Origin of the sequence: Achromobacter animicus (genome assembly GCF_902859585.1) — a bacterium.
GTDB lineage: Bacteria > Pseudomonadota > Gammaproteobacteria > Burkholderiales > Burkholderiaceae_B > Achromobacter > Achromobacter animicus.
In genome coordinates this window covers 707,827-721,762 of sequence record NZ_CADIJM010000001.1, presented here as the reverse complement: position 1 = coordinate 721,762, position 13,936 = coordinate 707,827, and the positions used below count along the sequence as shown (strand labels likewise).

Sequence of the window (13,936 nt, the reverse complement as noted above, 5' to 3'; positions counted from 1 at the left end):
ACATTTGTAGTGCAATGCAGCATAATCGCCGGCCTGTTGTTACTGTGCGCCCACCGCGCCACGTAACAGGCTCATCGGAAATCGCGTATCCGCGGGCCGTTGTGTGCGATAGCCACGACGGCGGCTCTGATGACATTTCATTGCCTAACGCCTCGGGCATAATCGACCGCATCGGCCCTCGGTATTGCCGTTGCGCAGAGCCGATGCCAAAAAAGACAGATAAGAAGGCGGAGTAAAGCTCAATGATGAACGCAGTACACCCTTTGTCGTCCATGAACCGGCCTGAGGCCCTGCCGTTTGAACCCTTCCAGGACGCGTTGTCCGCCGTAGACCGGCTGGCGGAAATCTATGCGCGCAATACGGCGTTCCTGCGTACCGCGTTTCGCGAGGTCTTGAAGGGCACGGGCAATGGCAGCGCGCGATTCCGCGCCTACTACCCGGCCATCCGCATCGTCGTCGAAACCTACGATCCCATCGACACCCGGCTTTCCTATGGCCACGTGGCCGAACCGGGTTACTACCAGACCACCATCACACAGCCGGTCCTGTTTCGCGATTACCTGATCGAGCAGATCGGCCAGTTGTTGCAGAACCATCGGGTGGCGGTCGAAGTGGGCGAGTCGGATTCCCCGATTCCGCTGCATTTCGCGTTTCCCGAGGGCGCCTACGTGGAAGGCGAGCACCTCGAGGCGCTCAAGCGCCCGCTGCGCGACCTGTTCGACGTGCCGGATCTGGCGGTCACCGACGACGCCATCGTGAACGGATCGTGGCGCGGCAAGGAAGGCGAACCCAAGCCGCTGGCGCCGTTTACCGCGCAGCGCGTGGATTATTCGCTGCACCGGCTGCAGCACTACACCTCGACGGCGCCCACGCACTTCCAGAATTTCGTGCTGTTCACCAACTACCAGTTCTATGTCGACGAGTTCTGCGCCCGGGCCCGCGCCCTGATGTCCAGCGGCAACGAAGACTACGAAATGCTGGTCGAGCCCGGCAACCGTATTACGCGCCGCGGCGAAAGCGGTCCGGGCGACGAGGCCCAGGCCGTGCGCTTGCCGCAGATGCCGGCTTACCACCTGGTGCGCGGCGATCACTCCGGCATCACGTTGGTCAACATCGGCGTCGGGCCGTCTAACGCCAAGACGATCACCGACCACATCGCCGTGCTGCGCCCGCACGCGTGGCTGATGCTGGGTCACTGCGCCGGCCTGCGAGATTCCCAGCGCCTGGGCGACTACGTCCTGGCGCACGGCTATGTCCGTGAAGACCACGTGCTGGATGACGATCTGCCCACCTGGGTGCCCGTGCCGGCGCTGGCGGAAGTGCAGGTGGCGCTGGAGCAGGCGGTCGAAGAAGTGGCCGGGCTGTCCGGTTGGGACCTGAAGCGCATCATGCGTACGGGCACAGTGGCGACAATCGACAACCGCAACTGGGAGTTGCGCGACCACGTCGATCTGGTGGAACGCTTTGCCCAGTCGCGCGCGATTGCGCTGGATATGGAATCGGCCACGATCGCGGCCAACGGATTCCGTTTCCGGGTGCCTTACGGCACCTTGCTGTGCGTGTCGGACAAGCCGCTGCACGGCGAATTGAAACTGCCCGGCATGGCCAGCGCCTTTTACCGGCGTCAGGTCAACCAGCATCTGGAAATCGGCATCCGGGCGCTGGAGCGGCTGCGCGACATGCCGCCGGAGCGGCTGCATTCGCGCAAGCTGCGCACGTTCATGGAAACGGCGTTTCAATAAGACGGCCGCTGCCGGGAGGGCTCCGGGGCGAATCCGTCCCCAGCTCCCGGCCATTTTTCATGTCGGGGCCGATTGCGCTATTCTCGCGCGTTGCTCGGTAATCCCAGGGCGTTCGCAGCGAATTGCGCGAGCGCCATCCAGACGTGAAGGAACGCATTTTGGCACCATCGGAACACGATGACCGTCGCTCAGGCGGCACGCGCAACGCGCAGGCGGACAGGCCGTCCGAATTGCGGCGCACGCTGTCGGCGCGCCACCTGACCATGATCGCGGTCGGCGGGTCCATCGGCACCGGACTCTTTGTGGCGTCGGGCGCGACCATCGCCAAGGCCGGCCCCGGCGGTGCGCTGCTGGGCTATGTGCTGATCGGCATCATGGTCTATTTCCTGATGACCAGCCTGGGCGAACTGGCGGCCGCCATGCCGGTGTCCGGTTCGTTCTCGACCTATGGCGCGCGCTATGTCGAAGACGGCTTCGGCTTCGCGCTCGGGTGGAACTATTGGTACAACTGGGCGGTGACGGTGGCGGTCGACCTGGTCGCGGCGCAGCTCGTCATGGCGTACTGGTTTCCCGACGTGCCCGGCTTCTATTGGAGCGCGCTGTTCCTGGCCATCACTTTCGGACTGAACGCGATGTCCGCCCGCGGGTTCGGCGAGGCCGAATTCTGGTTTGCGCTGATCAAGGTGATTGCGGTGCTGGCCTTCGTCACCATGGGCGTGATGATGCTGCTGGGCATCATCCGCGGTGGCGAGACGGGCGGGCTGGCCAACTGGACGGTGGGCGACGCGCCCTTCGCAGGCGGCTTTGCTGCGCTGATCGGCGTGGCGATGGTGGTGGGATTTTCGTTCCAGGGCACCGAACTGATCGGCATTGCCGCAGGAGAATCCAAGGATCCGGCCCGCAATCTGCCGCGCGCGGTGCGCCAGGTGTTCTGGCGCATTCTGCTGTTCTACGTGGCGGCGATCCTGGTCATCGGTCTCTTGATTCCCTATACCGACCCCCACCTGCTGCGCAACGATGTCGAGGACATCAGCGTCAGCCCGTTCGCGCTGATCTTCGAACGCGCGGGACTGTTGGGTGCGGCCTCCGTGATGAACGCCGTGGTGCTGACGTCGGTGCTGTCCGCCGGCAATTCGGGCATGTATGCGGCCACGCGCATGCTCTACAGTCTGGCGCGCGAAGGCAAGGCGCCGCGGATCTTCGGCCGGATTTCACGTAGCGGCGTGCCCCTGTGGGCGCTGCTGGCCACCACCGTCGTCGCGGCGCTGTGCTTTTTCACCTTCCTCTTCAGTCCCAACGACGTTTATATCTGGCTGCTCAATACGTCGGGGATGACCGGGTTCATTGCGTGGCTGGGCATTGCCATCAGCCATTACCGGTTCCGGCGGGGTTACGTGAAGCAGGGCAACAGCCTGGCGGATCTGCCGTATGTGTCCCCGTTCTTTCCCTTCGGTCCGATCTTCGCGTTCGTGCTGTGCCTGATCATCACCTTGGGTCAGAACTACCAGGCGTTCCTGGAGGACAAGATCCAGTGGGGCGGCGTGGTGGCCACCTACATCGGCATTCCGCTCTTCCTGCTGATCTGGGCCGGCTACCGCCTGACGCGCGGATCGCGCTTCGTCAGCTACCGCGACATGCGTTTTCCGGACGCGCGCGCCCGTAGCGAATACCTGGATTCGGCCCTGCGGGGCGAGCCGGCGACGGGCGAGAGCCGCTAACAGGGTGGCCGCCAGGCGGGGGTAGCAACCCCCGCGGGCGCCGCGCCCCTTACTCGATGTTCTGCGCCTGCTCGCGCATCTGCTCGATCAGCAGCTTCAGGTCCATGGCGGCGCGGGTGACTTCCATGCTGCCGGCCTTGGAACCCAGCGTGTTGGCTTCACGGTTCATTTCCTGGAACAGGAAATCCAGGCGCTTGCCCGCGCTGCCGGCGTTCTTCTTGCCGGCCGCGGGCTTGCCGCCGCCGTCGGACAGCAGGTGACGCAGTTCTTCCAGGTGCGAACGCAGGCGGGACAGTTCTTCGGCCACGTCGATGCGCAGGGCAAAAAGGTTGGCTTCCTGCGACAGGCGTTCGGACAGTTCCGCGCCGGAAATGTGCGTGAATCCGCCGGGGAATGCGGATTCGACGCTTTCGCGCAGCTTGGCGGCCTGGCGCTCGCGGTGGTCAGCCAGCAGTTGCGGCAGATGCGCCTGCACGATGTCCACGACGCGCGCGACGCCATCGGCGCATTCGCGCATCATGCCGGCCAGGCGTTCGCCTTCGCGCTCGCGGCCTTCCTGAAGCTGGGTCAGGGCCTGCTGCGCGGCCTGCAGGCACGCGGCGCCCCAGATCTGCGGGTCCAGGGCGTCGTTGCCGCGCTGGCCGGGCCAGTTGAACAGTTCGGCCAGACGCGGGGACGCGATGTCCGGAATGATGCGGCGCGCGGCCTGCAGCTGTTCGGCCAGGCTGTCGAGCCAGGCGGGATCCAGCTTGGACAGGTCGGCGTTGGCCGCACGGGTGAAGGACACGCGGATTTCGACCTTGCCGCGGGCCAGGTTGGTGGTCAGCAGCTCGCGCAGGGGCGTTTCCACGTGGCGCAGTTCGTCGGGAAGACGGAAATACAGGTCGAGAAAGCGGCTGTTGACGCTGCGCAGTTCTATGGCGAGAGTGCCTTGTTCTAAGTCTGCTCGGGCGTTGCCGAAGGCGGTCATGCTGCGGATCATGGTGTGCGTGTCCTGGTGATTCTTGGAATAGGAGCCGGTTGCGCCGGGGCCCGCGGCGCCCAGGTCCTGGGCAGCGGGTCTGTGTTTTCAACCGGATACATCGCGGCAGGATACTCCAAGCGAGATTGTCTTGTGACGCCTGCCCGTACAATGCCGCGAATCTAAGCCAAGTCTGGAGCCAGTTGTGACCACCATCCCCACGAATGTCCGGCCGTCGGGCCGCGCCGCCGACCAATTGCGTCCGTTCAGCCTGGAGCGTGGCTTTACGCGATACGCCGAAGGCTCCGTGCTGGTGAAGGCGGGCGACACCCATGTGCTTTGCACGGCAAGCGTCCTGGACAAGGTACCGCCTTTTCTGAAGGGCAAGGGCGAAGGCTGGGTAACGGCTGAATACGGCATGTTGCCGCGGGCCACGCACACGCGCGGCGACCGCGAGGCCGCGCGCGGCAAGCAGAGCGGCCGCACGCAGGAGATCCAGCGCCTGATCGGACGCAGTTTGCGGGCGGTGTTCGACATGAAGGCGCTGGGCGAACGCACGCTGCACCTTGATTGCGACGTGCTGCAGGCCGACGGCGGCACGCGCTGCGCCAGCATCACGGGCGCCTGGGTCGCGGCGGCCGACGCGGTTGGTCTGCTGATGAAACGTGGCGATCTGGCCACCAATCCGATCCGCGACGCCGTCGCTGCGGTGTCGGTGGGCCTGGTCAACGGCCAGGCGGTGCTGGATCTGGACTACTTGGAAGATTCGGCCTGCGACGCCGACGTGAACGTCATCATGACGGGCAGCGGCGCATTCGTGGAAGTGCAGGGCACGGGCGAGGGCGCGACGTTCACGCGGGCTGAGCTGGACACGATGCTGGTGCTGGCGGAAAACGGGATTGCCAACCTGGTGAAGGCCCAGCGCGCCGCGCTGGCGTGAGCTGTGTGGCGCCTGGTCCGTCGTGCGAATCCGGTGTCTGACTTCTGCCGCAGACACTTGCAGCGTAGCCACAACGCAAACAAAGCCGCAGATGCGGCTTTGTTGGTGCCTGAGTTTCAGGCATTCGTGAATTACTTCGGCAACAGCGCCTCCACCTTGCCCACTTTTTCAAGCCCCCAGATCGTCGCGATCAAGCCACGCAGTTCCTGTTCCGTCGCCGCATCGGCGTACCGGCCCAGGCTGAGCGTCTTGTCCTCGATTTCGGGGCGGCTGAGCGTGTTGCCCGGGTCGCCCTTGGGTTCGTCGACGCGGCCATGCAGCACGCGGCCGTCGCGGGTGTACACCGTAACCTTGCCGATCCAACGTTGCGGGTAGGCGCCGTCGACTTCGGGGTCGAGCGCCATTTCCACTTTTCCGCGGAAGGCGGCGACGCCCGGGTCGTCGAGGCCCGCGTCAAATTCCGCCAGACCGGCGCGGCCTTGTCGCGCGATCAGCGCCAGCACCGTGCCCATCGAAAACTTGGACTGGTGGACGGTCTGCGGATTCACAACCGGACCAAGAACGTCGATGGCGCCTTGGTGGACGTGCGCCACGACGCGTTCGACGTCGTCCTCGGTCAGGTGGTTGTCGCGCAGCGCCTGCTGCAGCGCGTCGGCGGCCGGATGCGTGTGGCGGCACGAGGCATGGAACTTGAACGAGGTTTCGGCCAGCGCCCAGCGCTGTCCCAGGCGGTCGCACAGGCGGCTGGGGTCGGCGTCGGTGGACATGCCGGCCGCCATGCCCTGCGGGCCTTCCAGGATGTGGCGTGCGCCGGTGAACCCTTCGCGCGCCAGGTAGGCCGCGGTGATGCCATCCGCAGCCGCCTTGGCAGTGTGCAATTGCTTGGAATCGGCGGCGTCGCGCAGGAATTCCCACAGACCCGCCGCTTGCGTGCCGGCCGAGCCCAGCGCGTGCAGCATCTGCTCAGGGGACAGGCCCAGCAGCCGGCCGGTGGTGACCGCGGCGGCCAGCGTGCCAGCCGTGCCGGTCGTGTGGAAGATCTTGTAGTGCGAGCGGCCCAGGAACTCGCCGACCCGAATGCCAACCTCGTAGCCGGCCACGGCGGCGGTGAGCAGATCGCGGCCCGATGAACCCAGCGCCTGCGCCACGGCCAGGGCAGGCGGAAACACCACGGCCGCCGGGTGAAAGACCGAGCCGTTGTGCACGTCGTCCTGTTCCACCACGTGCGCGGCCGCCGCGTTGACCATGGCGGCAAAGAGCGGGGTGGTGCGGCGGCGCGTGATCAGGACTTCACTGGGACCATCCGCCGGCCCCATCGCGGCGGCATAGCGGTCGATCGCCTGGACCGCGCGGGCCGACGCGCCGGCCAGGATGGAGGCCAGGCAATCGAGCAGCAGGTCTTCGGCGCGGCGCAGCACCGGGGCGGGAATGTCTTCGTAGCGCAGGTTGGCGGCAAAGGCCGCGAGTTCGGCGCTCAGGTGCGGGGTGTCTTTGTCTGCGGTCATGTCGGAAGATGGCGTGTCAGAAGGAGCGGGGCAGGCCCAGGATGTGTTCGGCGACGTACGACAGGATCAGGTTGGTCGAGATGGGCGCCACCTGGTAAAGGCGCGTCTCGCGGAACTTGCGTTCGACGTCGTATTCATTGGCAAAGCCGAAGCCGCCATGGAACTGCAAGCAGGCGTTGGCGGCTTCCCAGGATGCGTCCGCCGCCAGCAGCTTGGCCATGTTGGCCTGGGCGCCGCAGGGCTCGTGGGCATCGAACAGCCGGCAGGCCTCGTAGCGCATCAGGCTGGCCGCTTCAACGTTGATGTGCGCGCGCGCAATGGGGAACTGCACGCCCTGGTTCTGGCCGATGGGGCGGCCGAACACCACGCGTTCCTTGGCGTAGGCGGTGACCTTGTCGACAAACCAGTAGCCGTCGCCAATGCACTCGGCGGCGATCAGCGTGCGCTCGGCGTTCAGGCCATCCAGGATGTACTTGAAACCCTTGCCTTCTTCGCCGATCAGGTTTTCTTCGGGGATTTCCAGGTTGTCGAAGAAGAGCTCATTGGTCTCGTGGTTGACCATGTTGGGGATCGGGCGGATCGACATGCCGTGCTTGACCGCGTGGTGCAGGTCGACCAGGAAGATCGACATGCCTTCGGACTTGCGCGTGACCTGATCCAGCGGCGTGGTGCGCGCCAGCAGAATCATCAGGTCCGAATGCTGCACCCGAGAGATCCAGACCTTCTGCCCATTTATGACATAGCGGTCGCCGCGCTTGACGGCGGTGGTCTTGATCTTGGTGGTGTCGGTGCCGGTGGTGGGTTCGGTGACGCCCATCGACTGCAGGCGCAGTTCGCCGGCGGCGATGCGGGGCAGGTATTCTCGCTTCTGGGCTTCGGAGCCGTGGCGCAGCAGTGTGCCCATGTTGTACATCTGGCCGTGGCAGGCGCCGGAATTGCCGCCGCTGCGGTTGATTTCTTCCATGATGACCGAGGCTTCGGTCAGCCCCAGGCCCGAGCCGCCGTATTCCTGCGGGATCAGCGCCGCCAGCCAGCCGGCTTCGGTGAGGGCGCGGACGAAGTCCTCGGGATAGCCGCGCTCTTCGTCGACCTTGCGGAAGTATTCGGAGGGGAATTGCGCGCAGAGGTCGCGCACGGCTTCGCGGATGTCCTGGTAGGCGTGGGAGGCTTGGTGCATGTGGCTGACTGTTCTATGTGAAGGAATGGTTCGGTACAGGATCGAATGTGCCGCAAGGGCGGCCAGGTGCCAATTCACGAATCATTAATACGGGGTTCCTGAACGCAAAAGCGCACCTTCATGACCGCTGTGCGTCATGTTTCCGCCAAGGTTGTGTCAAGAAATTGCCAAACTGCATCTCCATAATCCGTGGCACTGCCGCGAAGGCGGCCAAGGCTACACACGGATGGATATGCGGAAAAATCTGAGAGTCACGACGGCGCTATCGGCCATTCTTGCGTTGTTCGTCGTGCTGTTCGCTGTCGCTGCGGCGGCGGGTATCACGGTCTTGCGCGACAACCGCGCCGATATCGAGGCCCTGGGCCGGGGCAGCATCGAAAGGGCGAGTGATCTCGCGGATATGACCAGCCGGCTGTTTCAGGCGCGCGCGGCGCTGACCGACGCCAAGACGGCGATGGAAGGCGGGCTGGAAGACGCGCGCAACGCGTCGCTGGCCCAGGCCGATGGGCTGCTCAAGCAGGCCGCCGCCAGTCTGGCGCGCTTGCGCGCCAACCCCGACGACAGTGCCCAGGGCGCGCCGCTGTTCGGCCAGGTGCTGACGGCCTATGCCGCCTTTGCGGACCAGACGCTTGCGCCGATGAGCAAGGCGATCCAGGGCTGGAACGGCATCGAGGTCAACCGGTTGACGGACAAGGCGCTGCCCGCCAGTGGCGCGGGCTATGTGAAGCAGGTCGAGGCCTACCAAGCCTACGCCCGCGAACACGGGCAGGAGGCGGTGGCCGGCGCAAGCCGCACCCTGGAGCGTGTGATCGTGGTGGCGGCCGCCGTGCTGGGTTTCGTCCTGGTGCTGGCGATCCTGATCCGGCTGGGATTCCGCCGCAGCATCGTGCGGCCGCTGAACGAGGCGGGGGCGCACTTTGACCGCATCGCGGACGGCGATCTGACCGGCGCGATCACGCAGCGCGGCGACAACGAGATCGGCGTGCTGTATTCGGCCATGCGCCGCATGCAAACAGGGCTGTCGACCGCGGTCGCGTCGGTGCGTCTGGGCGTCGAAGAGATCCATACCGGCGCCGGCGAAATCGCAGCCGGCGGCGCGGACATGTCGGACCGCGCGGCCCGGCAGGCGGGCTCGCTGCAGGAAGCGTCGGCCAACATGACGCAGCTGGCGCACACCGTGCAAATGACCGCCGGCAACGCGGACCTGGCCAGCCGGCAAGCGGTCAGCGCCACGCAGTTGGCGCAGCGCGGCGGCCAGGCCGTCGACGAAGTGGTGCACAGCATGCAGGGCATCGCCGACAGCGCGCGGCGCATCGGCGAGATCGTGGGCGTGGTGGACAGCATTGCGTTCCAGACCAACATCCTGGCGCTCAACGCGGCCGTGGAAGCGGCGCGCGCGGGCGAGCAGGGCAAGGGTTTTGCCGTCGTGGCGGGGGAAGTGCGGTCGCTCGCGCAGCGCAGCGCCCAGGCGGCGCGCGAGATCAAGGGCCTGATCGAAGACTCGGCCGCGCGCGTGGATGCGGGCGTGCGTCACGTGAACCTGGCGGGCGACACCATGCGCGATATGGTGGCTTCCGTGGACCGTGTGACGCAGATCGTGAACGAGATTTCCAGCGCCACCGCCGAACAGGCGTCCGGCATTGCCTCGGTGAACGATGCGGTGGCCGATATCGAGCGGTCCACGCAGGAGACGGCCGCCATGGTCGAACAGACGGCGGCCGCTGCGGCGGCGCTCGAAGCCCAGGCGCAAGGACTGCGCCGGGCCGTGGCCAAATTCCAGATTGCAGAGGGCGCGCATGCGGCAGCGCGCGAAGCCTCAGCCGGTGAGCTGCGGCAGGATGGCGCCCGTGTAGCGCTCGGCCACGAGCGACAGGTTCCCGTGCTTGACCTTGTGCTTGACATGGGCAGCCGCCGAGGCGATGTCCTCAGGGCGGATGCGCTCGCATAACGAGGGCGTGACGGTCAGGGCGCCCACGCCCAGCGTCACGAACGGAAAGAAGCGCGGCACGCCGTAACGGTCTTCGGCCTCGATGCCCCCGTTGCGGCGGCCCTGTTCGTCGTACAGGGCCATGGCGCCCTCGTTGAATTCGGCAATGATGCGCTCGATGCGCGTCATCCAGTCCGGACTGCGCAGCAGCACCACAAAGTCGTCACCGCCCACATGCCCCACGAAATCGCGCTGGGGGTCGCAATGGCGTTTGATGACGTCGGCGGTCAGCATGATCATGTCGTCGCCGCGCCAGTAGCCGTAGACGTCGTTGAAAGGCTTGAAGTTGTTCAGGTCCCCGTAGCAGATCGTGAAGTCCGCGGCGTCTTCCAGCAGCGTGGCAATGTGCCGGCTGATGGGGATATTGCCGGGCAGGGACGTCAGCGGATTGGCGTAGCGCGCCGCCTCGATACGCATCTCGGTCACCGAGCGCACCAGGGTTTCGCCCGTGGCCAGGCCGTCATAGCGGCCGTCGCGCGTGATGATCAGCCCGTCCATCAGGTAGCGCTGGTCTTCGGAAATCAGCACGTGGCTCAGCTGGTCGATCGACACGTTCACGTCCACCAGCACCGGCTCGGCGTTCATGAAGGTGGAGCAGGCGTCGCGGCCGAAGAGCTCGCGCGTGTAGCGCTGCGCGTAGTGTTCGGAGAAGTCCCGCCGGTTGATGATGCCGACCGGCCGGTTGTCGGCGTCGACCACCGCCACGGCGTGCAGGTTCTTGTGCTCGATGAAGAGGCGATGCACGTCGTCGTTGGTGTGCTTGGTCAGGAGCGCGGCGGGAGCCTCGACCCGCAGACTGACGGCCGTGCCGCCGGCGGCGCGCTGCGACACCGGCGCCGACGTGCGCGAGCGCAGCGAGTCGCGCAGGGGCGGGGTCAGTTCGGTCAGCAGGGTTTCGTCGGGCATCCCCAGGAACCAGCCCTGCGCGTAGCGGATATCCAGCTCGCGCACGACGGCAAGGTCCTCGGCGGTTTCGATGCCTTCGGCGATGACCGACGTGCCCAGGTGCTGCGCCACCTTCAGGATGGCGCGCACCATGTTCTGCTTGCGCTCGTCGTGGCCGATGCCGTCAAAGAAATAGCGGTCGATCTTGACCAGCTCGGGCTGGGTTTCGGCCCAGAGCTGCAGGTTGGAATTACCGACGCCATAGTCGTCGAGCGCGATGCGCATGCCGGCCTCGCGCAGGCAGGCAAAGGCGTTGTGCAGTTCGCCCATGCGGTCCGACAGCGGATCCTGCTCGGTCAGTTCGACGACGATGCTGGCCGGTTCCAGCGCGCAGTCCTTGAGCAGCCGCCCGGGCATGTCGTGGCCCCAGAGGGTCCAGTAATGGAGCAGGGCGGAGCCGGACAGGTTCAGGAACAGCTTGCCCGCAGCGTCGTTCTGTTCGAACCCGCGTGCGCCCGCCCGGAAGCTGGCCAGTTCAAGCTGCGGGTGCAGTCCCTGGCGTCGCGCTTCGGCGAATAGGGCGTCGGGAAAGTGCAGGGGGGTGTCGGCGGGACCGCGGATGAGGCTTTCGTGGCCGTAGATGCGGCTGTGCGACAGGTCGACCACAGGCTGGAAGCGCGGCCGCAATAATCTTTCGCGCAGAATGCCAGCCAGGCTGGCGTGCGCGGGCGCGCCGCCGGGAGGATTGAGCGGAGCGCGGGCCGCGGCGGGCCGTGGCAAAGCGTGAATGGAGTTCATCGCTGGGGCATTGGGATACGATCAGTGACAAGATCAGTCATATTGACAACAAAATATGTCTGCGTTGTTGCGCCATGTCGTGACGTGCAATCTTCAGTCGCTGTTACATCCGTGTCAACAACGAATTCTCACGTACGTGGTACCCACGCCAATATCGTGGAATGCCCGCCCGCCGCCGGCCTCGCCCTATACAATCCGGCCTATGACTTCCCCCAAGATTCCCGACTCCCTGCGCCGTGTTGTCCTGGCGTCCAATAACGCCGGCAAGCTGCGCGAGTTTTCCGCCTTGTTCGCGCCGCTGGGCATCGAGCTGGTGCCGCAGGGCGACCTCGGCGTGCCGGAAGCCGAAGAGCCGCACGTCACGTTCGTGGAAAACGCGCTGGCCAAGGCGCGCCATGCCAGCCGCCTGACCGGGCTCCCCGCGTTGGCGGACGACTCGGGCCTGTGCGTCGCCGCGCTGGACGGCGCGCCCGGCGTGTATTCAGCGCGCTATGCCAAGATGAACGGCGGCGAAAAGTCGGATGCAGCCAACAACGCACTGCTCGTGCGCAACCTGGCATCCGTCGCCGACCGCAGCGCCTGGTATGTGGCGGTCCTGGCGCTGGTGCGTTCCGAGAACGACCCGCGTCCGCTGATCGGCGAAGGCCTGTGGCACGGCGAGATCATCGACGTGCCCGAAGGCGCCAACGGCTTTGGCTACGATCCGCACTTCTACCTGCCCGACATGGCGCTGACCGCCGCGTCGCTGGATCCCGATGAAAAGAACCGGGTCAGCCATCGCGCCCGGGCGCTGCGCGAGCTGCTCAGCAAGCTGAGCCACGCTTGACCACGGCGCCGCCAAGGCGCCAGGAATTTTTTTGCATGTCCATCACCATTCCCATCCGCAACGATATGGGCGCGACCAAGTCGCGCCTCGTTGTTCCCGCAGGCGCCACGCTGACCAGCCTGCCGCCGCTGTCGGTCTACGTCCACGTGCCGTGGTGCGTGCGCAAGTGCCCGTACTGCGATTTCAACTCGCACGCCGCGCCGGGCGAGATTCCCGAACGCGCCTATCTGGATGCGCTGCGCAGCGACCTCGAACAGTCGCTGCCGTCCATCTGGGGCAGGCAGGTCATTTCCGTCTTCATCGGCGGCGGCACGCCCAGCCTGTTGTCGGCGGCCGGCCTGGACGAGCTGCTGGCAATGCTGCGGGCGTACCTGAACCTCTGGCCTGATGCCGAAATCACGATGGAAGCCAACCCCGGCACGGCCGAGGCGGGGCGCTTTCGTGACTATGCGGCCAGCGGCGTCACGCGGTTCTCGCTGGGCATCCAGAGCTTTGACGATGTGCAGTTGAAGAAGCTGGGCCGCATTCACGATGCCAACCAGGCGCGCGCGGCCATCGAGATGGCGCAGCAGGCGGCGGCCCGCGTCAATCTGGACATGATGTTCGCCTTGCCCGGCCAGACGCTGGAGGCCTGTACGGCCGATCTGCGGCAGGCGATTTCGTTCGGCACCGAGCACCTGTCGCTGTATCACCTGACGATGGAGCCGAACACGGTCTTCGCGAAATTTCCACCTGAAGACTTGCCGGACGACGACACGAGCGCCGCCATGCAGGACGCGGTGGAAGCCGAGCTGGCGGCGGCGGGACTTGCGCGCTACGAGGTATCGGCCTACGCCAAACCGGGCGCCCGCTGCCGCCACAACATGAATTACTGGGAGTTCGGAGACTACCTGGGCATCGGCCCCGGCGCGCACGGCAAGCTCTCGTTTCATGACCGCATCGTGCGCGAAGCGCGGCTGCGCAGTCCGGATTCGTGGATGCAGGCCGCCATGGCGCGCGACGGCAGCCATCTGGCCGAGAGCCGACAGGTCGGGCCGGACGAACTGCCGTTCGAGTTCATGCTCAACGCCCTGCGCCTGAAGGACGGCGTGGCGGCCACGGCGTTCGATGAACGCACCGGTTTGTCGCTTGCCGTCATTGCGCACCAATTGGAGGCAGCCTCGAAACGGGGCCTGCTCGACGCCGATCCCACGCGCCTGCGCGCGACGCCCCTGGGCTGGCGCTTCCTCAATGACCTTCAGGAAATGTTCCTGTAAGGTGCAAGCACCAAGATGGGGCGATCATGCCCCATCTTTTGCACCACGATGGTGCTACATTGCCCCAAGACTGACGTGCCTCCCCCCCGGGAATACCGGGGCTAAACCTGGCACGCTTATTGCTTCCCTCTTTTATGCCAG

Annotated in this window: 9 protein-coding genes and 1 pseudogene; 6 read left to right on the top strand and 4 right to left on the bottom strand. The window is 65.8% G+C overall.

The genetic code is table 11. From position 1 onward, the window contains the following. Positions 1 to 242 precede the first annotated feature (242 nt). Together HV681_RS03220 and HV681_RS03215 are read left to right on the top strand one after the other, a co-directional pair. On the top strand, positions 243 to 1,742 hold the full coding sequence (locus tag HV681_RS03220) for an AMP nucleosidase (RefSeq protein ID WP_370633028.1): 1,500 nt from the start codon (positions 243 to 245) through the stop codon (positions 1,740 to 1,742). Positions 1,743 to 1,900: 158 nt separating this feature from the next. Beyond that, a complete protein-coding gene (locus tag HV681_RS03215) occupies positions 1,901 to 3,460 on the top strand; it encodes an amino acid permease (protein WP_175121672.1) in 1,560 nt (519 codons plus the stop codon). A gap of 49 nt (positions 3,461 to 3,509) precedes the next feature. Here the strand turns inward: HV681_RS03215 and HV681_RS03210 are convergent, their stop codons facing one another. Then, positions 3,510 to 4,442, bottom strand: coding sequence for a YicC/YloC family endoribonuclease (locus HV681_RS03210; RefSeq protein WP_175121671.1), 933 nt, complete (start codon positions 4,440 to 4,442; stop codon positions 3,510 to 3,512). 184 nt (positions 4,443 to 4,626) lie between these two features. Between HV681_RS03210 and rph the strand changes: the two genes are divergently transcribed. After that, positions 4,627 to 5,361, top strand: a complete 735-nt coding sequence (gene rph / locus HV681_RS03205; RefSeq protein WP_175121670.1) for a ribonuclease PH — start codon at positions 4,627 to 4,629, stop codon at positions 5,359 to 5,361. Positions 5,362 to 5,492: 131 nt separating this feature from the next. Here rph and HV681_RS03200 read toward each other — a convergent pair whose 3' ends face one another. Both HV681_RS03200 and HV681_RS03195 read right to left on the bottom strand, forming a co-directional pair. After that, entirely contained in the window at positions 5,493 to 6,866 is a 1,374-nt protein-coding gene (locus tag HV681_RS03200) for an MmgE/PrpD family protein (RefSeq protein WP_175121669.1), read from the bottom strand. 16 nt (positions 6,867 to 6,882) lie between these two features. Then, a complete protein-coding gene (locus HV681_RS03195) occupies positions 6,883 to 8,043 on the bottom strand; it encodes an acyl-CoA dehydrogenase family protein (protein WP_105238791.1) in 1,161 nt (386 codons plus the stop codon). 136 nt (positions 8,044 to 8,179) lie between these two features. On the opposite strand from HV681_RS03195, the pseudogene HV681_RS03190 reads away from it, so the two are divergent. Next, positions 8,180 to 9,709: pseudogene (locus HV681_RS03190) on the top strand (methyl-accepting chemotaxis protein); the annotation flags it as partial. A 150-nt stretch (positions 9,710 to 9,859) separates the two neighbouring features. On the opposite strand, the gene HV681_RS03185 reads toward HV681_RS03190, so the two are convergent. Beyond that, positions 9,860 to 11,713 carry an EAL domain-containing protein gene (locus HV681_RS03185; RefSeq protein ID WP_254594874.1) on the bottom strand — a complete coding sequence of 618 codons (1,854 nt, stop codon included), beginning with the start codon at positions 11,711 to 11,713 and terminating at the stop codon, positions 9,860 to 9,862. Positions 11,714 to 11,915: 202 nt separating this feature from the next. Between HV681_RS03185 and rdgB the strand changes: the two genes are divergently transcribed. Beyond that, the gene (rdgB, locus tag HV681_RS03180; RefSeq protein ID WP_175121668.1) at positions 11,916 to 12,539 is read left to right on the top strand and encodes an RdgB/HAM1 family non-canonical purine NTP pyrophosphatase; all 624 of its coding nucleotides are present in this window, start codon (positions 11,916 to 11,918) and stop codon (positions 12,537 to 12,539) included. A 35-nt stretch (positions 12,540 to 12,574) separates the two neighbouring features. Then, on the top strand, positions 12,575 to 13,795 hold the full coding sequence (hemW, locus tag HV681_RS03175) for a radical SAM family heme chaperone HemW (RefSeq protein ID WP_175121667.1): 1,221 nt from the start codon (positions 12,575 to 12,577) through the stop codon (positions 13,793 to 13,795). Positions 13,796 to 13,936 lie beyond the last annotated feature (141 nt).